This is a genomic window from Rhodococcus globerulus NBRC 14531, from assembly GCF_001894805.1.
Classification (GTDB): domain Bacteria; phylum Actinomycetota; class Actinomycetes; order Mycobacteriales; family Mycobacteriaceae; genus Rhodococcus_F; species Rhodococcus_F globerula.
Window position 1 is genome coordinate 625,328 of sequence record NZ_BCWX01000003.1, and the last position, 19,924, is coordinate 645,251.

At 61.4% G+C, this 19,924-nt stretch carries 17 protein-coding genes and 1 tRNA gene; 12 read left to right on the forward strand and 6 right to left on the reverse strand.

The features are described 5' to 3' along the window. Positions 1 to 59 precede the first annotated feature (59 nt). The 3 genes from RG2_RS18205 (at position 60) to RG2_RS18215 (ending at position 3,261) form a co-directional block, all read left to right on the forward strand. Positions 60 to 737, forward strand: coding sequence for a response regulator transcription factor (locus RG2_RS18205; RefSeq protein ID WP_033234170.1), 678 nt, complete (start codon positions 60 to 62; stop codon positions 735 to 737). Continuing rightward, complete coding sequence (locus RG2_RS18210; RefSeq protein WP_033234382.1) at positions 734 to 1,729, forward strand: HAMP domain-containing sensor histidine kinase; 996 nt, start codon at positions 734 to 736, stop codon at positions 1,727 to 1,729. Before RG2_RS18205 ends, RG2_RS18210 begins: the two co-directional genes overlap by 4 nt. A 74-nt stretch (positions 1,730 to 1,803) precedes the next feature. Beyond that, on the forward strand, positions 1,804 to 3,261 hold the full coding sequence (locus RG2_RS18215; protein ID WP_033234171.1) for a DUF4153 domain-containing protein: 1,458 nt from the start codon (positions 1,804 to 1,806) through the stop codon (positions 3,259 to 3,261). A gap of 63 nt (positions 3,262 to 3,324) precedes the next feature. Here RG2_RS18215 and RG2_RS18220 read toward each other — a convergent pair whose 3' ends face one another. Further along, complete coding sequence (locus tag RG2_RS18220; RefSeq protein ID WP_033234172.1) at positions 3,325 to 5,661, reverse strand: arylsulfatase; 2,337 nt, start codon at positions 5,659 to 5,661, stop codon at positions 3,325 to 3,327. A 204-nt stretch (positions 5,662 to 5,865) separates the two neighbouring features. Between RG2_RS18220 and RG2_RS18225 the strand changes: the two genes are divergently transcribed. After that, entirely contained in the window at positions 5,866 to 6,543 is a 678-nt protein-coding gene (locus RG2_RS18225; RefSeq protein ID WP_033234383.1) for a TetR family transcriptional regulator, read from the forward strand. A 20-nt stretch (positions 6,544 to 6,563) separates the two neighbouring features. Continuing rightward, positions 6,564 to 7,481, forward strand: coding sequence for a TauD/TfdA dioxygenase family protein (locus tag RG2_RS18230; protein ID WP_033234173.1), 918 nt, complete (start codon positions 6,564 to 6,566; stop codon positions 7,479 to 7,481). A gap of 1 nt (position 7,482) precedes the next feature. Here RG2_RS18230 and RG2_RS18235 read toward each other — a convergent pair whose 3' ends face one another. The 4 genes from RG2_RS18235 to RG2_RS18250 form a co-directional block, all read right to left on the reverse strand. Further along, positions 7,483 to 8,445: a formylglycine-generating enzyme family protein gene (locus RG2_RS18235; RefSeq protein WP_033234174.1), complete on the reverse strand. Its 963-nt coding sequence runs from the start codon at positions 8,443 to 8,445 to the stop codon at positions 7,483 to 7,485. Between the two features lie 197 nt (positions 8,446 to 8,642). After that, entirely contained in the window at positions 8,643 to 9,458 is an 816-nt protein-coding gene (locus RG2_RS18240) for a CPBP family intramembrane glutamic endopeptidase (protein ID WP_230590125.1), read from the reverse strand. Between the two features lie 354 nt (positions 9,459 to 9,812). Further along, positions 9,813 to 9,885: transfer RNA gene (locus RG2_RS18245), tRNA-Arg, on the reverse strand. A gap of 197 nt (positions 9,886 to 10,082) precedes the next feature. Then, positions 10,083 to 11,267: an ROK family protein gene (locus RG2_RS18250; RefSeq protein ID WP_033234175.1), complete on the reverse strand. Its 1,185-nt coding sequence runs from the start codon at positions 11,265 to 11,267 to the stop codon at positions 10,083 to 10,085. 194 nt (positions 11,268 to 11,461) lie between these two features. Between RG2_RS18250 and RG2_RS18255 the strand changes: the two genes are divergently transcribed. The 4 genes from RG2_RS18255 (at position 11,462) to RG2_RS18270 (ending at position 15,010) form a co-directional block, all read left to right on the forward strand. Then, positions 11,462 to 11,704 carry a DUF3263 domain-containing protein gene (locus RG2_RS18255; protein WP_033234176.1) on the forward strand — a complete coding sequence of 81 codons (243 nt, stop codon included), beginning with the start codon at positions 11,462 to 11,464 and terminating at the stop codon, positions 11,702 to 11,704. Positions 11,705 to 11,767: 63 nt separating this feature from the next. After that, positions 11,768 to 12,085 (forward strand): WhiB family transcriptional regulator, encoded by a 318-nt coding sequence (locus RG2_RS18260; protein WP_033234177.1) that lies wholly within the window; start codon positions 11,768 to 11,770, stop codon positions 12,083 to 12,085. Between the two features lie 23 nt (positions 12,086 to 12,108). Further along, positions 12,109 to 13,506 (forward strand): xylulokinase, encoded by a 1,398-nt coding sequence (gene xylB, locus RG2_RS18265; protein ID WP_033234178.1) that lies wholly within the window; start codon positions 12,109 to 12,111, stop codon positions 13,504 to 13,506. 25 nt (positions 13,507 to 13,531) lie between these two features. After that, a complete protein-coding gene (locus RG2_RS18270; RefSeq protein WP_033234179.1) occupies positions 13,532 to 15,010 on the forward strand; it encodes an FGGY-family carbohydrate kinase in 1,479 nt (492 codons plus the stop codon). 6 nt (positions 15,011 to 15,016) lie between these two features. Here the strand turns inward: RG2_RS18270 and RG2_RS18275 are convergent, their stop codons facing one another. Continuing rightward, complete coding sequence (locus RG2_RS18275) at positions 15,017 to 15,733, reverse strand: HAD family hydrolase (RefSeq protein ID WP_033234180.1); 717 nt, start codon at positions 15,731 to 15,733, stop codon at positions 15,017 to 15,019. A 144-nt stretch (positions 15,734 to 15,877) separates the two neighbouring features. Between RG2_RS18275 and cycA the strand changes: the two genes are divergently transcribed. From cycA to RG2_RS18290, 3 genes are all read left to right on the forward strand, one after another. Next, on the forward strand, positions 15,878 to 17,341 hold the full coding sequence (gene cycA / locus RG2_RS18280; RefSeq protein ID WP_033234181.1) for a D-serine/D-alanine/glycine transporter: 1,464 nt from the start codon (positions 15,878 to 15,880) through the stop codon (positions 17,339 to 17,341). A gap of 122 nt (positions 17,342 to 17,463) precedes the next feature. Next, the gene (locus RG2_RS18285) at positions 17,464 to 18,252 is read left to right on the forward strand and encodes a M23 family metallopeptidase (RefSeq protein WP_033234182.1); all 789 of its coding nucleotides are present in this window, start codon (positions 17,464 to 17,466) and stop codon (positions 18,250 to 18,252) included. 151 nt (positions 18,253 to 18,403) lie between these two features. Next, positions 18,404 to 19,909, forward strand: coding sequence for a glutamate-cysteine ligase family protein (locus tag RG2_RS18290; RefSeq protein WP_033234183.1), 1,506 nt, complete (start codon positions 18,404 to 18,406; stop codon positions 19,907 to 19,909). Positions 19,910 to 19,924 lie beyond the last annotated feature (15 nt).

The following is a 19,924-nucleotide window of genomic DNA, read 5'->3' on the forward strand; positions in this document are numbered from 1 at the left end:
CACAGAACCTTCACAAGTCCTCCCAGGTTCATCCACGTCGGGCTAATACAGTCAGTTCCATGAGTCAGCGAAAAGTGCTCGTGGTCGACGACGAAGTCAGCATCTGCGAATCGATTGCCGCGCGTCTGCGCGCCGAGGGATTCGACGTGGAGATGGCATTCGACGGACCCAGTGCTGTCGCGCGGTGCGCCGAGATCAATCCGGACCTGGTGGTTCTCGACGTGATGATGCCTGGATTCGACGGCCTCGAAGTGTGTCGCCGAATCCAGGCCGTACGAGCTGTGCCCGTGCTGATGCTCACGGCGCGCGCCGACGAAACCGACATGGTGATCGGTTTGGGTGTCGGTGCTGACGACTACCTCAGCAAGCCGTTCAGCATGCGGGTGCTGGTTGCGCGGGTACAGGCGCTGCTCCGGCGTGCTGGTCGTCCCTCGCAGCCGCTATCCGATCTCTTGGAGTTCGGTGACGTCGTGATCGACCTGACCGAGCGTCGGGTGCGCCGCGACGCGCAAGAAATACACCTGACGCGGACCGAATTCGATCTGATCGTGTATCTGGCAGAGCGACCAAGAGCCGCGATTCCCCGCGAGTCGCTGCTCGAGGAGATCTGGGGATGGGGCGAGGGGGCGGGGAGTCGCACCGTCGACTCTCACGTCAAGGCGCTACGACGCAAACTGGGGTCCTCGGTGATCCGAACCGTTCATGGCGTCGGCTACGCGTGGGACGTGCCGCGATGAGCGTCGTCGACCGGCTATTTGCGCGGTGGCCACGACCGCTCGACCCGATGCGGTCCTTCAAGGTGAAGGTCGGGTTGTTGGTTGTCGCCGCATTGTTGTTCGCTTCCGGTGGTTTCTGGCTGACATCGCAACAACCGTTTCGATTCGCGCTGTTGACGGCATTGTTTGTTGCCCTGGGTGTTACGCAGGTGCTCGCACACGGAATGACGTCACCACTTCGCGAGATGACGGCAGCGGCCAAGGCTATGGCGCGTGGCGACTATTCCCGTCGAGTGCGGGCGACATCGCGCGACGAAGTGGGCGAACTTGCAACGGCATTCAATCGAATGGCCGAGGATTTGGGTGCCGACGACAGGTATCGCCGCGAGCTGATCGGCAACGTGTCGCATGAGTTACGCACGCCGATCACCGCTTTGCAGGCGATGCTCGAGAACATTGTCGACGGTGTGCAGGATCCGAATCCGGAGACGATGCGTTCGGCTCTCGCTCAAACAGAACGTCTCGGTGCTTTGGTGGACGATCTGCTTGATCTCTCGAAACTCGAGGGTGGTGCAATGCCGTTGAATCCCAAGATGTTCGAGATGAAGCCGTTCCTGGACGAATTGATGTCGCAGCGTAGGGGAGGTGTCGTCATCGATGTGAGCCCTGCTTCGCTGAGTATCTCGGCCGATCCGGATCGCCTGCATCAGGTCGTGACCAACCTGCTGGACAACGCAGTTCGACACGGCGGCAACGACGTACATGCCGTGATTCGCGTGCGCAGAGATACTGCGCACGCCGTCGTGATCGATGTCCATGACGACGGCCCGGGGATCGAGCCGGCTGCACGCTCCGAGGTCTTCGACCGATTCATCCGAGGGGGTTCCACGGACGGTGGCACCGGCCTTGGGCTTGCCATCGCGAAGTGGGCCGTCGAATTACATGGCGGCACCATTGCCGTTGTTGATGCGCACGCTGGGTGCTGTATTCGAGTGGTACTGCCGCAGAACTGAATTAACCGATTATCGACGGCGCGCCCCAAACGGGGTCCGCGCCTGATTTGCCGATCCTGAAAGTAGGTCTGATAATGACTGCTCCGGTTGCTGTTGCACCAAAACCCAGTGCGCCTGCCCTACTGGTGCCACGCGTATGGCGTCGAGATCGGACGTCCATTCCGACGCGTCCGATGCTGATCGGATCGGCAGTGGTGGGTGTTCTTGCCGCCCTGATCCTCGATGTCGACACCATCGGGGTTGCCTACGCGATCGTGTTTGTCGGTGTCACGGTAGTTGTCGGGCTCCTCACGCCGCCACGGTTGACTCCGATTCAATGGGGAGCCTGCGCCGGCGCACTTGCGCTGTTCGGTGTGGCTGCGGTCCGCGGTGCGGGATGGCTTGTCTTTGTGTGCCTGGTGGCAGCGTGGGTTGTGTTCACCTGGGCGTTGATCGGTGGCCGGACGTGGACAGGCATCGCGCTGGGAACGATCATGCCGTGGCGCGCTCCACTACGAGTGATGCGCTTTGCCCGGCGGAGAAACGCGAGACCCGGCGCAGCGCTGCGAGTGCCGGCCGTTCGTGTGGTGGCCGTAGGTGCCGTCAGCGTCGCAATGCTCCTGATCTTCGGATCTCTTTTTGCCAGTGCGGATCCGGAATTCGCGAAGTTCTTCGACGGCGCAGCTCCCTCGATTCGAGTCGATGAAACAATTGCTCACCTGTTGATCGGGGTATTGGTGGCTTTCGGGACGCTCACGGCTGTGTATCTACGGCGCCGAACGCCTGACGTCGACGCGCTTGCTCCCATGCCGGCGTCGCCGCTGCCATTGTGGGAGTGGGTGGTGCCGCTCGCGATGCTGAACGTGCTGTTCTTGGGATTTGTTGCGGTGCAACTCAAGACGCTGTTCGGCGGCGACAAACACGTCCAGGTCACGGACGGTCTGACGTATGCTGACTATGCGCGTCAAGGATTCTGGCAGCTGATGATGGTGACGGTGCTGACGTTGTTGGTGATCGCGGTTGCGGTTCGGCGTGTAGATCGCGATGATCGCCGATCGAGGGCACTGGCCCGGGGGCTGCTTGGCGCGCTGTGCACGTTCAGCCTTGTCATTGTGGCGTCGGCCGTTCATCGAATGTGGTTGTACGAGAACCAGTACGGATTCACGAGGCTGCGAGTGAGTGTCTTTGCCGTCGAACTGCTGCTCGGGCTGGTCTTTGTCTTGCTGATCATCGCGGGAGTGCGGATGTCGGGCGCGTGGCTGCCGACGGCTGTACTCGCCATGGCCACTGTGGGCTTGCTGGGCTTTGCGTTCTTCAACCCTGATGCGTACATCGCGGAGAAGAACGTCGAGCGCTTCGAGCAGGGGAAGAGCATCGACGTGAACTATCTGAGCACGCTTTCGGTCGATGCCGTTCCTGCACTTGATCGACTGCCGGAGCCGCAGCGCAGTGATTCGCTGTGGTACCTGAAACAGGAACTGCGCGGATCCGAAGATTCGTGGTGGGAGTTCAACAGTGCGCGCAAGCAGGCCAGGGAGATCCTGTTCGGATAGCCGCGCGCCGATTGTGCAGCCGCAGAGGTAGTTACCCCTGCGGCTGCACAATTGCCCTGCGGCCTAGTGCACGGCCAGCGAAATCTTCTCGCGCTCCTGCGCGGACACAACATCACGCGTCGGAAGCAAGTCGATGGTCACGCTGTTGAGTTTGCCGCCGTAGCGGAACGTGCCCTTCTCCGCGAATTCCTCGGAAACCGGGCTGCCACGGTTGATTCCGATATCCAGCTGCTCGTTCATGCTGAAGATCGCCCGGGTGGTCTTGTCGACCCTGCCCTCCGCGACAACCTCGCCGTCGACGCGCACCGTCGCGAGACCGCCTTTGCCGATACCACCGCCGTCGTAGTCGAAATTGACCGAAACTTCCTTGGCGTCGGGGGACAGGGGCTTCTCGGCGCGCACGAAGGTACGGCCACCACCGCTGAAGTTGTAGCAGTACACGGGGACGGAATCGATGATGTACAGAGCGAATCCGCCGAACCGGCCACCGAGGCTGACCAGCATGCCGTCGGCGACGCTGCCCAGGTTGGCGGTCAACGCGTACGAGCGGTTGAAGAAGTTGGGTGCTGCCTTCTCGACCAGCCCGTTCATATGCGGGTACAGCGTCAGCGACTTGCGGCCCATCATGGGATGCGGCGGACGTGATTCCGGTGTCGAATGCCGTCCGACGGTACGGTCGTCGAGCGGCAGCACCTGGTACTTGGCGGCCTCGACCAGGAACTTTTCCTTGAGTCGCGCGAGGATCTCAGGATGTTCGTCCGCGAGGTCACGGGCCTGCGACCAATCGACCGTCGTGTCGTACAACTCCCACTTGTCGTCGCTCAGCGACGTCAGTTCCAGTCCGTGCGTTGCCATCAGCCACGGGGCACGGTGCGCGGTGACTGCGGTCCAACCGTGATCGTAGATGCCGCGGTTTCCGAAGATCTCGAAATACTGTGTGGTGTGCCGCTCGTCGGCCGCTGGATCATCGAAGGTGTAGTTCATCGCTACACCCTCCATCGGTTTCTGCGTTACACCGTCGACGCTTGTCGGAGCCGGGATGCCGGCAGCTTCGAGGATCGTCGGGGTGATGTCGACGCAATGGTGCCACTGTTCACGGATGCCGGGATTCTCGATTCCCTTGGGCCAGTGCGCGATCAGCCCGTTGCGGGTTCCGCCGTAGTGAGAGGCAACCTGCTTGGCCCACTGGTACGGGGTGTCGAGCGCTAGTGCCCAGGCAGCCGGGTAGTGCGGATAGCTGGTTTCGGTACCCAGTTCGTCGTACCGGGCGAGCACGTCTGCGGTCGCGGTCTTGTAGCCGTTGAGCCCGGCTAGGTAGTTGAACGAACCCTCCATGCCGCCTTCGGCCGAGGCTCCGTTGTCACCCATCATGTAGAGGACGAGGGTGTTGTCCAGAACGTCCATGTCCTGCAGGCGATCCACCAGTCGCCCGACCTCGTCGTCGGTGTGCTCGAGGAACGCGGCGTACAACTCCATGAGCCGGGCCGAGACCTTCTTCTGGTCATCGTCGAGCTCATCCCAGTGTGGAACGCCCGGTGCCCACGGAGCCAGGACGGTATCTGGCCCAACGACGCCCAGTTCCTTCTGCTTTTCGAGAGTGATCTCTCGCTGGCGATCCCACCCGTGATCGAATTCGCCGACGTACTTGTTCAGGTAACTGTCCGGAACCTGAAGGGGCGCATGGCACGCGCCGAAGGGGAGGTAGCAGAACCACGGCTTGTCCGGGTCCATGGTGTTGACGCCCTCGACCCACTCGATTGCGTGATCGACCAGATCCTCGGAGAGGTGATAGCCCTCCTGCGGTGTCTTGGGCAGGTCCACCATCGTGAAGTCCTCGTAGAGAACCGGTGTGAACTGGTCGGACTCGGCGCCCAGAAAGCCGTAGAATTTGTCGAACCCTTCGCGTACCGGCCAACGATCGAACGGCCCCGCCGCTGTGGTCTCCCAGGTCGGAGTCTGGTGCATCTTGCCGAAAGCGCCCGTAGCGTAACCATTTCCCTGCAAAATGCGAGCAACGGTGGCCGCCGAGGCCGGCCGGGTTCCGTTGTATCCGGGTGCGGCGTTTGCCATCTCGGAGATGACACCCATGCCGACGCTGTGATGATTGCGGCCTGTCAGAGTGGCAGCTCGGGTTGGTGAACACAGTGCGGCCGTGTGGAATCGGCTGTACTTGACGCCGGTGTCTGCCAGGCGTTCAGCCGTCGGGGTACGGCACGGGCCACCAAAAGCGGAGGGGGCGCCGAATCCGACATCGTCGATCATGACGAGCAGAACGTTGGGTGCCCCGGCCGGCGGGCGAATCGGCTCTGGCCGGGTGAATGGCACTTTCTGGTCTCGGTAGTCGACGGATGCGGCGACGTTCGGCGTCTCGGGGATGATCGGGATGGAATGACGATTCACAAGCGGGCTCCTGGCTGTATCGAGGCCGAGAATTAAGTAGATGACTTAATCTGCAGCGTAACTCCCGATGTCGCATTCAATGGCAAGTTCTCGTTGAGTGGGATTCGATCCCCGCTGTGCGCCTTTGTTAACCCCCGGCGGTTAATAAAGGCGGACGGCAATTAGGGTTGCAGTTTTAAGGCACTGACTTATATGCTCCATCTCATGCCCAGCTCGTCAGATGCCAAGAGTGCAATGATCGCCGTCGCAGAACGCATGTTTGCCGAACGTGGCATTCACGAGGTGTCGATGCGCGATGTCGCGGCAGCAGCGGGGCAACGCAACAACTCTGCGGTTCAGTATCACTTCGGTGGTCGGGACGGCTTGGTGCTGGCCGTGTTCCGGTATCGGATGGGTCAGATCAACATTGCGCGTCTGACGTACCTCGACGACATCGACTCGAGTGGGCGTACGGATACGGTTCGAGCTTTGGTCGAGGCGTTCATTTACCCTCTTGCAGATTTCCTTGCCACTGCCGACGGATCGAACTATGCGCGGTTCATCGCCAGGGTCTCGCCCTCGGTCGATACACAAAGTGTCGAGTTCCGTGAGGTCAGCGAGGCGAACAACGAAGTTGTCTCGCGGCTGACACGGGCACTGAACCACCTCTCGCGTCGTGTCGCTGTCGAGCGGATCGACCTGATGTCCAACATGACCGTCGCCGCGCTTGCTGTTTTCGAGCAGCGGCGTGAAGAGGGAAATCCCGTGGTGAAGGCGGATTTCGACACAACTGTCGACCATCTGGTCGACCTCATGGTGGCGGCACTGCTGGCTCCGCAGAGTGAGCACACACGAACCCGAAGCAAGATCGCGCAGTCCACTGACGCGCGAGTCAACACGTAAATCGAAACGGAGCTATTTTCATGGCTGCACTCACGTCGTCTCGTACAGTTCAAATCGGCAATCACACAATCGAATTCGGACCTCGCGGGATGCGTCGTAATCCCGAAGGTGTCGAGTCGATGCCGTACGAGCGTTTCACTCTCACCCCGGTCACACCGTTCATCGGCGCTGAGATCAGCAACATCGATCTGCGTGATCCGTCGGCCGAGCAGATCGACGACGTTCGTCGTGCATTGCTCGAATGGAAGGTTGTGTTCTTCCGCGACCAGAACATCTCGAGTCTCAATCACCGTGACTTTGCCAGCAATTGGGGCGAACTCGAAGTTCACCCACTGCTCCCACAGGGTGAAGTTCCGGCCGTGGTTCGATTCGAACGCGGCGAGGACAGCCCAGGCACCGAAAACATCTGGCACGTCGACGTGACCTGGACGAAGACACCGCCGCTAGGCTCTGTCCTGCGTGCGATCGATGTTCCGCCGGCCGGTGGCGACACCCTGTGGGCCGACATGGGCAACGCGTTCGATTGCCTTCCTGACGAGGTCAAGGAGCTGATCGACGGACGCGAGGCGGTCCACGACTTCGTTCCGTCCTTCGGCCGCAGCATGTCGCCCGAAAAGCTCGAGAAGATGAAGGAGCAGTACCCGCCGGTCCTGCATCCGATGGTGCGCAAGCACCCCGAGACGGGCCGCAAAACGCTGTTTGTGAACAGCCTCTTCACCACGCATATTCCGGACATGGATCCGCAGGAAGGCAACGACCTGCTCAACCTGCTGTTCGCGCAGGTCAAGGTTCCGGATTTCCAGTGCCGTTTCAAGTGGGCAGCTAATTCCATTGCGTTCTGGGATAACCGGGCAACGCAGCACTACGCGGCCAGTGACTATTTCCCGCATCGACGGATCATGGAGCGCGTCGCGATTCTCGGCGACGCACCCTTCTGATCTACTCCTGCGGAATTCGCACGACGCACCGGAAGCCGACGTGGCAGGTCGAGGACTCTTCGGACTCGCTCTGCCGCGCGGCCGGCCGGTAGCGCAGGCAGTAGTTGGGTGCACACAGATGTGACCCACCTTTGATAACTCGCAGCGGATAGGATTCTCCCGCAACGGTTTCCGTTGCAAGCTCGGCGCGCGGATTGCGAGGGATGCAGCACGAGGTGGCCGGTGCCAGATTCTTGGTGCTGTGGGCGTGGTCGGACGTGTAGTGATCCGCTGTCCATTCCCAGACGTTGCCGGCCATATCGAGGAGGCCGTAGCCGTTTGGGCGGAATTTTCCAACGGGAGCGGTGCGTTCGTAGCCGTCTTCGAGCAGGTTCTCCCACGGGAACTGGCCTTGCCACACGTTGCCACCGGGCTTTCCGCCAGGAGAGTCCTCGTCGCCCCACACGTAAGCCTTGCGATCGAGGCCACCGCGCGCCGCGTACTCCCACTCCGCTTCGGTGGGAAGTTCCTTGCCGGCCCACTGGGCATATGCCTGCGCGTCGAAGTACGACACGTGTGTCACGGGATGTTTCTCGCGACCACCGACATTGCTGCTCGGGCCTTCCGGGTGCCGCCAATCCGCGCCGGGTGTGAAGGTCCACCACTGGGTGTAGTCGTCCAAGGAGACCGGTCCTGGCGGTGAGTGGAAGACCAGAGAACCAGGCACCAGCAGTGCCGGGTCGGCATCGGGGTAGTCGGCCGGATCGGGCGCGACCTCCGCCGTCGTGACATGTCCTGTTGCTTTGACGAATCGTCGGAACTCGGCCACGGTGACGGCCGTCGTATCCATCCAGAAACTGTCGACGCTCACCTGGTGAACGGGGCGTTCTTCCGGGTAGAAGTCCTCGGAACCCATCCAGAAGGTTCCGCCCGGGATCAAAGACATGTTCTTCGGGGGAGTACTCATGGCGGCTGAGGGCGTCATGGTTTCAGCATGACATGCGGCCCGGAATGGGTGAAACGAGAATCCCATCTGGTGCCCTCGTCAGGATTTGAACCTGCGACCCTTCCTGTCGCGGGTTCAAAATTGAATGCAGGCAGTTTAGGCGGCGAGGGAGACGGACAACTCGCGCTGGAGCGAATCGGTATGGATCCGGTGCGCCGCGTCAGGGAAGGATCTGTCTAGGTGCTGGATGCGATCGTCTGATTGTCGGTGGGTTGTGAAGGTTCGATCTTGTGCCGTTTGACGAGTAGGACAATGGCGATGATGGGGTAGGCCAGGATTGGCGCGAAGGCGCCCACGTACGACGTTTGGTCCAACAGGATGATGCTGCCGCTGATGAGAGCAAAGTCGAAAAGTCCGTGGAGTACGGAGTTCAGGGCGTTACTGCCCGAAACTCGGCGTGTGAGGTAGAAGAAGTATCCAGCGAGGCTGACAATGATTGCTTGTGGGACAGCGGAAGCGCCGTGTCCGAAGACGTTGGAGAGGTGGACGGCGCCGAAGATGAGACTGGACCACAGGGCTACCTGGCCTTCGCGGAGTCCGTGGTTGCGCAGCATGGTCACTCCGATGCCGCGGAACATTCCTTCTTCGCCCCAGCCGACGAATTGCGTGGCAATTAGTAGGACAAGGACAAACAGCCAGCCTTTCTCTGCGAGTGCGCTGTAGTCGATGCCCACGAGGATCGCGACGAGCAGGATGGCAGGAACGACCCACACCCAGCGGTTCACCGGTCGGTCATCCTTGAGCACTGGACGCCACCAACCCAGAGCTGCGATGACGCCGTAGGTAAAGATGAGGGCGAGTCCCAAGGGGATCACCATCGTGAAGATGACTCCACGGGTGGTTAGTGTGTCGTCCTCGTTGCTCCAACCCGCGATGAGGCGGCCGCCGAACTGAATAATTGCCAGGTACGCGATGACGATCACTGCGAAGGCGACGTACGAGAGTTGACGCCCGGAGATGCGAGGCTGACCCTCGTACTTGTGTATGTCCACTGCCCAATGTTAGAGCGCAGATTGATTTGACGCGGGCTGACCCGCTCGGCAGGTCACGCCAGATTCGCCCCTTGTTGATCCGCCCAGAATTGCTCGTTATGCCGCGCCGGTAAGGCTGCCACGACCGAAAAGCCCCATCTCTCTGGCGCGGGATGGGGCTTTTTGTCGTGCAGTCCGAACTACTCGTCCACTCTGGCGACCGCAGGGAGGAACGCTCGAATGATCCCGTAGTTTGCCCGGAATTTCGATCCATCGCGAATGATCAGTTCGCGTCGTTTCAACTCGTTGAGATCTCGGGTTAGGCGGAGTTGCAGGTCGCGCACATGTTATGACCTGGATGAAAGGGCATAAATGTGCCCTCGGCAGGATTCGAACCTGCGACCCTTCCTTTAGGAGAGGAATGCTCTATCCCCTGAGCTACGAGGGCGGGGAGCTCATCCGTAAAGCATGAAAACCCTGTTGTACTGCGGTTTTCGCTTGCCGGTTGGGCTGGTGCCGCTACTTGACCGGTTGGCGCGGGGCCTTGGGCGTCGTAGCTGCGGTAGTCAGTGTAGCGGCACAACCCATACCGCGCGAAGCCGACAGGTGCCTGAAGTATTGGACCTGCTCGGGCGGCGCTGAACCTCAGCGGGCGGCGTCGGCAATCTTCAGGTCGATTTCCCGCGGACTGAGGAGATTGTCGAGTACCAGGACTGCGCAGCCGAGGATTCCCGATTGTGCTCCGTGGCTGACGGACACGATGTGCAGTGAGCGTGTGGCGAGTGCAGTTGCGTTGCCGTAGACCGATTCTCGAAGTCCGGCTAGGAAGAGTTCGTCGGCTTCGGCCATGTCGCCGCCGATGACAAGCACTTCCGGGTTGAGGAGATTGACGGCGCCGGAGATCACGTCGCCGATGAGGCGGCCGCTGGTACGGATCAGCCGGCGTGCTTCGCCGTCGCCGTCGAGGGCCAGCCGAACGACGTCGCGGACGTGGCCGACGTCCCGGCCCTGGGCTTCGAGTGCATGCACGAGAGCCCAACCGCTGGCGACGGTTTCGACGCAACCCACGTCACCGCAGCGGCATTGGATGTCCTTGGCGGCAGCGGTTTTGGTGTGCCCGATCTCGCCGGCGGCGCCGAGTGAACCCCGTTGCAGTACACCGCCGAGAACGATGCCCGCGCCAAGGCCGGTTGAGGCTTTGATCATGAGTAGATTCGGTGCGCTTTCACGCCTTTCGCTGAGTTCCGCGAGTGCCATGACGTTGGCGTCGTTGTCGGCGAACAACGGCGCGTCTGTGACCGATGCAAGGTAGGGAGCAAGGGCAACACCGTCCCAGCCCGACATCATCGGTGAATCGAGACTGGCTCCGGCTGCGACGTCGACCGTCCCGGGGATGCTGAGCCCGACTCCGATGACTTCGGAAGGCGGGCGGCCGATTCGGGCCAGCAATGACGTCAGGTGATCGGCGATCTCAGGCATCAGTTCGTCGGGCCCGACGCCCACCGATTTGTCGATGTCTTCCGCGGTGAGGATGGCGCCGGACAGGTCTGTGACGGCCAATTGCGCACGCGAGCGGCCGATCGCGACAACCAGCACCAATCCAGCGGACTTGTCGAACGTCAAGGTGGCAGGCGGACGGCCACCTGTCGATGGGCCTTCGTCGTCGTCCGCGATCAGGCCGATCGACTGCAGCGCGCTTACCCGGGCAGACACCGCGGTCCGGGAAAGTCCCGTGAGTTTCCCGATTTCGCTTCGTGTGGTCGCGGAACCTGCGCGGATCAGCGAGAACACCTCGCCGGCTGTGGCGGGAGTGATGGGCGGTCGGGTCATACCTTCTATTCAAGCATTCTCTCAGCGTTACTTCAGGATGCAAAAGATTTATTACTTTAGTCTTTTGGAGACGTAAGTAGGTATTGTGAAAAAGCAGAAGTGGGCATAGGCTGTGTCTTGACTCACTGGGCACCGCGTTCTCGGGTGGGTCGCAGTACGAGGTCAGAGGGCGCACGAACCTAGGGGAGAACCCGATGAGTCGCACCGACACGCAGAACGAGATTGTCGACTTCGCGCGTAAATGGCAGAAGTTCGACGGCGGACCGGACGAGGACATCTTTGTCACCTTCGGTCTGGAGCCCCACGAGTACTTCCGGAGATTGAAGAACATCCTCGACAACGGCAACGCCGCACTGGATCCCCCTGTGGCGAGCGAACTCGCAACGGTGTGTGCGCACCGGTTGCGTCAGCGAGACGTCGAGTTGATCGGCCAGTAGGCCACCCACATCCTTCTTCATTGCTGAATCAAGTCCACAGAATCAAGAATTGAGGTCGCCATCATGCACAAGCACCTTCCGATGCCGAATCCGACAACTGAAGTGTGGGACTGGCAGATGCAAGGAGCGTGCCGCGGGCACGACTCGGCCGTGTACTTCCACCCCGACGGTGAGCGTGGGCATGCCCGCGAGAACCGCGAACTCAACGCAAAGAAGATCTGCTCCAGCTGCCCGGTTCTTCAGCAGTGCCGCGAACATGCGCTGGCTGTTCACGAGCCTTACGGCATCTGGGGTGGAATGACGGAGACCGAACGCGCAGAATATGTGCGATCGCTGCGTAAGCGCAGCAACCGAATGCCCGCGGTCGCAGTCGCGAGCTGAAGGTCCTTCAGAGAGGACGCGCTGTGACGCTCGTAGCCGGTATCGATTCCTCGACTCAGTCGTGCAAGGTCATTGTCCGTGATGCCGATTCGGGTGAATTGGTCCGGGAGGGACGCGCGACGCATCCTGCAGGCACCGAGATCGACCCGGCGCGGTGGTTGGAGGCCATGGACAGTGCGATTGCTGCTGCGGGTGGACTGAACGACGTCGCCGCGGTGTCTGTGGGCGCGCAGCAACACGGCATGGTGTGTCTGGACGGCGACGGCGATGTAGTGCGACCGGCGTTGCTGTGGAACGACACTCGTTCCGCGCAGGCTGCGAGCGAACTTGTCGACGAGCTGGGCGGTCCACAGGCGTGGGCCGACGCCGTGGGCGTTGTGCCGGTAGCCGCAATCACCGCGAGCAAGCTGCGCTGGCTGGCGGATCACGAACCCGGCAATGCGGATCGTACTGCAGCAGTGTGTCTTCCACACGATTGGCTGTCCTGGAAATTGGGCGGCGCCGTCTCGCTCGACGCGCTGGCCACCGACGCTGGTGACGCGAGTGGAACGGGGTACTTCGCGGCCGCGACGCGTGAGTACCGGATGGACCTGCTGTCGCTGGCTTTCCGAGATCGAACACCACAGGTTCCCCGGGTTGCGGCGCCGAACGAGAAGATCGGTATCACTCGATCCGGCGCGGTCATCGGCCCCGGAACTGGTGACAATGCCGCAGCCGCACTGGGTTTGGGGGCGATTCCCGGTGACGTGGTCATTTCGATCGGAACGTCCGGTGTCGTGTCTGCAGTTTCGGCCACGCCGACGCACGATTCGAGTGGCAATGTTGCCGGTTTTGCCGACGCCACCGGACTGCACCTGCCGCTTGTGTGCACACTCAACGGCGCCCGGATTCTCGACGCGACCGCGTCCATTCTCGGCGTCGATCACGACGAACTGTCTCGTTTGGCATTGTCCGCCCCGCTCGGGAGTGACGGCCTGGTGATGATTCCGTACTTCGAGGGTGAACGAACCCCCAACCGTCCCGACGCGACCGGGGCTATGCACGGGTTTCGGCTCCAAAATTCGACGCCGGCGCATTTCGCGCGCGCCGCAGTCGAAGGGCTCCTGTGCGGCTTGGCCGACGGCGTCGACGATTTGGTTCGTCAAGGCGTCGAGGTGAAGCGCGTTCTCCTCGTAGGAGGCGGAGCGAAGTCTCGCGCTCTCTGTGAGATTGCGCCGGCAATTCTCGGAGTCCCGGTTGTGATACCCGATCCTGGTGAATATGTTGCGGAAGGCGCATGCAGGCAAGCTGCCTGGACGCTGCTCGGCGGCGAGCGTCCACCGGTATGGACAAAACCGGAGGAGAGGCGCTTCGAGGCTGCACCGGCGCCGCAGGTTCGGGAACGTTACGCATCGCTGCGCGAGCTCACCGAGGGTGTGTAGAGGCCAACTCAGCTAGGGTTCTTTCGTGGACTTGTTGGTAGGCATGGACATGGGAACGGCCAGCAGCAAAGGGGTTTTGGTCACCCCGGACGGCGTGGTCCTGGCAACCGAGCAGATCGACCATCAGATCTCGATGCCCAGGCCCGGGTGGGCCGAGGTGGACGCCGAGAAGATGTGGTGGTCCGAGGTGTGTTCGATCTCCAAACGTCTTGTGGCACAAGTTCCCAGATCTGCCAACGTTGCAGGTGTCTGTGTCAGCGGTGTTGGCCCGGCACTTGTGTTGTGCGACAGTGAACTTCGACCCCTTCGTCCGGCCATTCTGTACGGAATCGACAGTCGAGCATCCGCAGAAGTGGCCTCGCTGACCGAATTATTCGGCGAAAAGGCAATACTCGATTGTGGTGGCAAACTTCTCTCGAGTCAGGCCGTCGGGCCGAAGATCGAGTGGGTGCGCATCCATGAACCGGAGATTTTTGCCGCGGCGACTCGGTGGTACGGGTCGAATTCGTACATCGCCGCAAAGCTGACCGGTGAGTATATCCAGGATCATCACACGGCCAGTCAGTGTGATCCGCTCTATTCGGTTCGGGACTTTACCTGGAAATCCGATTGGCTGGATCGTGTTCTCGGCCATCTCGAATGCCCTCGATTGGTATGGCCGAGTGATGTTGTCGGACTGGTACATGCTGATGCGTCCGAGCAGACCGGACTGCCCGTCGGGACGCCCGTTGTCGCGGGAACGGTCGACGCATTCTCCGAGGGATTCAGTGTGGGCGCCCGTCATCCCGGTGATCTCATGTTGATGTACGGATCAACGATGTTCCTGGTTCAGATACTCGAGAAGTTTCAGAGCAATCCGGCACTGTGGACAACCGCGGGCGTTCAGAAGGACACCTTGGCACTTGCTGCCGGAACATCCACTGCCGGAAGTCTGATCGAGTGGCTTCACAAGCTCACCGGCGATGCACCATTCGAGCAGTTGCTCGCCGAGGCCGCGGCCGTGCCCGCCGGCGCCGAAGGGCTGTTGATCCTGCCGTACTTCGCCGGCGAACGTACTCCCGTGTTCGACCCCAAAGCCAGAGGCGTCGTTGCCGGACTGTCATTGCGACACGGCCGGGGGCATCTGTTTCGGGCCACCTATGAAGGTATTGCCTTCGGAATCCGCCAGATACTCGAAATGTTCGGTGACACAGATGAACCCGTCCGGCGCACGATCGCGGTGGGAGGTGGCGTCAAGAGTCGCGTCTGGACACAGGCGATCAGCGACATCACCGGACACACGCAGTTGGTTCCGACTCAGACCATCGGCGCCAGCTACGGCGACGCTCTGTTGGCTGCGATCGGGACCGGACTTGTTGCGCCGGATACCGATTGGACGACTCTGTCGCACGAAGTAGTGCCGAACGCAGCCAACCGGGCGATGTACGAGGATTTGTATCAAACGTGGTTGACGCTGTATCCATCGACGCGGGAACAGATCCACACGCTCGCCCAGTTCGGCTGAGTTCTTTCAGATCAGCCCGAACTTCCGCACCGCGTCGAGTAGCGCATGCGGACGTTCGGACGTCGGCAGTGGATCGACGAGAGCGAACTGGCACCCGATATCGCGTGCGGCGCCATCGGCGACATCACTGTCTCCGATCATCAAGGTCTGGGCCGCGTCCACGTCGAGTTGCGCAAGTGCGTGCTCGAATATGGCAGGTTCGGGCTTGACCGCACCCACCTCGAAGGACAACACGAACTCGTCGACCCACACGTCCCAGCCGCGGTCGACAAACGCCGGGCGGATGTCGAAGGCGATGTTGCTCAAGACTGCGGTGCGAATGCCCTTCTCCGACAGTGACTTCAGTACCTCACCGGTATCCGGGTACGGAGTCCACCGATCCGGGTCCACGAGCAACCCGTACAGCGCCTCGGCGCGACCGAGATCTGGCATGCCGGACTTGCTCAGCACGTCGAGGTAAGCCTGACGGTGCAGCTTCGGATCCCGGTCACGGTTCTCCCACGCGTACAGTCCCGCTTCGTCCATCTCGACGGTTCGCCCGACCGGAGCGGTCATCCGGCGCATCAGCTCGGTTTGAGCGTGCACGTCCATCGGCTCGCCGGCGTGATCGACAAAATGTTCGGCCCAGTCGGAATCTTCCTCGAGCCGGAAGAGCGTCCCCGAGAAGTCGAACAATGTTGCGGCGATATGCCCGTTTCGGGAGTCGGTGCTGTCAGTGTTCACCGACCAAGGTTATCGGCGCAGGGTTTCCGATGCGCATTATGCGGCGGGGCGCGCGTACTTTGGGAGGGCACATTTTCCGAAGTTCGTGTCGAAGGGCAGTGTTCGTCGCTCTCGGCCCGCGCCGAATGACCAGGGGGATTCTCCGTGTCCGACCACGTGAACCACGTTGACCGAAGCAAATCGGCGGGTGACGACCCCCACTTGTCGCGTCAGCTGTCCAATCGTCACATCCAGCTGATCGCGATCGGCGGCGCCATCGGCACCGGCCTGTTCATGGGTTCGGGCAAGACGATCTCGCTGGCCGGGCCGTCGGTGATCTTCGTGTACATGATTATCGGCTTCATGCTCTTCTTCGTCATGCGGGCGATGGGGGAGTTGCTGCTCTCCAACATGTCCTACAAGTCGTTCTCCGACTTCGCTGCTGATCTCCTGGGGCCGTGGGCGGGATTCTTCACCGGCTGGACGTATTGGTTCTGCTGGATAGTCACCGGCATCGCGGACGTGATCGCGATCTCGGGCTACTTCAAGTACTGGTGGCCTGGGTTGGCCGCATGGATTCCGGCGCTGCTGACCATCGCTGCATTGCTCCTTCTCAATCTGCCGACGGTGAAGGCGTTCGGTGAAACCGAGTTCTGGTTCGCGCTGATCAAGATCATCGCCATCGTCAGCTTGATCATCGTCGGCATCGTGATGGTCGTCTCCGGGTTCACCGCGCCCAACGGCGCCACCTCCGGCGTCGACAATCTCTGGAACGACGGCGGCATGTTCCCGACCGGCTTCATGGGGTTTGTCGCGGGCTTCCAGATCGCAGTGTTTGCGTTTGTGGGTATCGAACTGGTGGGTACGACGGCGGCCGAGGCCAAGGATCCGGAGAAGAACCTCCCGAAGGCCATCAACTCCATCCCGATTCGTGTGCTGCTGTTCTACGTGGTCGCACTGACCGTCATCATCTGTGTGACGCCGTGGCGTGAGATCCAAGCGGACAAGAGTCCGTTCGTCGCGATGTTCACGCTCGCCGGCTTGGGTATCGCGGCGTCGGTCATCAACTTCGTGGTGCTGACGTCGGCGGCATCGTCGGCGAACTCGGGCATCTACTCGACCTCACGCATGGTGTTCGGCCTGGCTCAGGAGGGCGACGCACCGAAGGCCCTCGGCAAGCTGAACTCGCGCAAGGTCCCCGCGAATGCCCTGATGTTCTCGTGCATCTTCCTGCTCGCGTCGTTGATCCTGCTGTTCTCCGGTGACTCGGTGATCGAGGCATTCACCGTTGTGACCACAATCTCCGCACTGCTCTTCATGTTCGTGTGGACGATCATCCTGGCGAGCTACCTGGTGTACCGGAAGCGTCGCCCGCATCTGCACGAGGCGTCGAAGTTCAAGATGCCAGGCGGCATCGTGATGTGCTGGGTTGTGCTGGCTTTCTTCGTGTTCATCTTGTGGGCGCTGACCACCAAGGACGACACCCTGCAGGCGCTGCTCGTCACTCCGATCTGGTTTGTCGCACTCGGAATCGCGTGGGCGATTATTCGTCGCCGGCCCGCGCACCGCGCGCGGTACGAGGCATTCCGGGCAGAACTGGATGCGAGTCGACAGACGGACGAAAAATAGTTTGGTCAAGAACGTGTAACGGTGGCGGTTTCCTTGATCAAACTGTTACATTCGTCGGCAAGACAGAGGAGCGGGCTTCGTTCGAGGACTGCTGCACGCCGACGACTGACAGGGTAAAAACTGTGGGAGACCACCACCGCACGGACAATTCCATTGCTGCATTCGAGATCGATCCAGACGCAGCGAGTGGACGTCACCGCGTTCCGTCGGCTGGCCCGGGCGCAGGCGTCAAGGCTGGTGTTGTAGCTGCAGCCACGGGCGCACTGCTCGTTGGCGCAGGTCAGATGGGTGCAGGCACCGCAGCGGCAGCCCCGGCCACCCAGAACATCGCCGGATTCGAGATTCCGCAGGGATTGCTTCCCGAGGGCATCGAGATCCCAGCCGAGCTGTCGAATCTTGGTCTCCCGCCGGCGGCGGGCATCGAGGTTCCCGAACTTCCCGACCTCGTGGCACAGGTGAACGCACAGGTGCAGCAGTTCACCGGCTCGTTCAACCCGGTTTCGTCGAACAGCGGCACCGTTCAGCCTGTTTCCGGAACGCTCACCTCCACGTTCGGTAACCGTTGGGGCGCGCACCACGGCGGTCTGGACATCGCGGCCCCGATCGGAACTCCGGTTCTCGCGGCAGCGTCCGGTCAGGTCATCGACGCCGGTCCGGCCTCGGGCTTCGGTCTCTGGGTGCGCATCCAGCACGACGACGGCGCAGTCACCACATACGGACACGTCAACGACTACCAGGTTGCAGTGGGCCAGCGCGTAGCCGCCGGCCAGCAGATCGCTACCGTCGGTAACCGCGGCCAGTCCACCGGCCCGCACCTGCACTTCGAGGTTGCGGAAAACGGCGCCAAGGTTGATCCGGCCATCTGGCTGAAGGCGCGCGGCGTGGCAGTGACCTGGGTGGACAACTCGTAGGGAAAATCTTTTGCGGACCTGCAGGGCATCGGAGTTAATTCCGGTGCCCTGCAGTCTTTTCATGCTCGGTTCGGGTTGTGGTCGGGAGTCGGCCGGTTAGCCTTGCGGAAGACGACCTTCGGTGGTTGATCGCGAAGGAGGGGGATCGGATATGGGCGCAGAAGTTCAAGCACGAATGTTCACGAGGGCCGACCGGCGGGTGTTCCGCAAGAAGGTGCGATTGTGCGTCGACGCCATGAAGCAGATGCTCGATCGCGGCGACTTCCGGGACGCAGTCGAGAAACCCGACCCGTTGCTGGGAATGGAGATCGAGTTCAACCTCGTAGCCGGCGACATGCTGCCGGCGATGTCCAACCTTGCAGTGCTCGACGCCATCGACGACGATGCGGTGTTTCAAACGGAGCTCGGGCAGTTCAACGTCGAGATGAATGTCGAACCTGGCCCACTGACCGGCGACAACACATTCGAGCTCGAAGAAAAACTGCGCAGTTCACTCGCGATCGCGGACGCTCGCATCCATGAGCACGACGCCGAGATGGTGATGATCGGGATGCTGCCGACGCTCCAGCTCGAGCACCTCGACCGCGAGTGGATTACCGCGAATCCGCGCTACGAATTACTCAACGAGCAGATCTTCGCAGCGCGTGGTGAAGACATCGAACTCGACGTAGAGGGTGTCGCACTTTCCGGTGGGCCAGTGGAAGTGCTACGCGCCGATACCAATTCGGTGGTTCCCGAGGCGGCCTGCACGTCGATGCAGTTGCACCTTCGGGTTTCTCCCGAAGAGTTTGCGCCGCACTGGAACGCGGCACAGTGCCTGGCCGGGCCGCAGGTGGCGCTGGCCGCCAACTCGCCATTCCTGGCAGGCAAGGCGCTGTGGCATGAATCTCGGATACCGATCTTCGAACAGGCCACGGACACCAGAACACTCGAACTCAAGAATCAGGGAGTGCGACCACGCGTCTGGTTCGGGGAACGCTGGATACATTCGGTTCTCGATCTCTTCGAGGAGAATTCGCGATACTTCCCGGCGCTGCTACCAGACGTCTCCGATGCGGATCCCCTGGAGGTTCTTGCGGCAGGCGGAATTCCGGAGTTGAAAGAACTCCAGATGCACAACGGAACCGTCTACCGCTGGAATCGTCCGGTGTACGACTGCTCGGATGGCAAGCCGCACTTGCGGATCGAGAATCGAGTGCTGCCGGCCGGGCCCACCGTACTCGACATCATGGCAAACGCCGCGTTCTACTACGGAACAGTGCGGGCGCTCGTCAACGCGGATCGCCCACTGTGGTCGCAGATGTCTTTCCATGCCGCAGAAGAGAACCTGCACATCGGCGCCAAGCACGGGCTGGACGCAATGCTGTACTGGCCGGGCATGGGCTGGGTCGGTGCGGACGAATTGATCCTGCGACGGCTACTTCCCCTCGCGGACGAAGGCTTGGCCGACTTCGGGTTGTCGAGTGCAGCGCGTGAGAAGTACCTCGGCGTCATCGAAGGCCGGTGTCTCAACCGGCAAACCGGTGCGGCGTGGCAGCGGGGACGCGTCGTCGCCGGTGAGGCCGCAGGACTCGATCGAACTGCCGCTCTCGCCGAGATGATGCGGGCATATATCGAAAACATGCGCAGCGGTAATCCAGTTCACTTGTGGGACTGATTCGGGCTCGCTAAT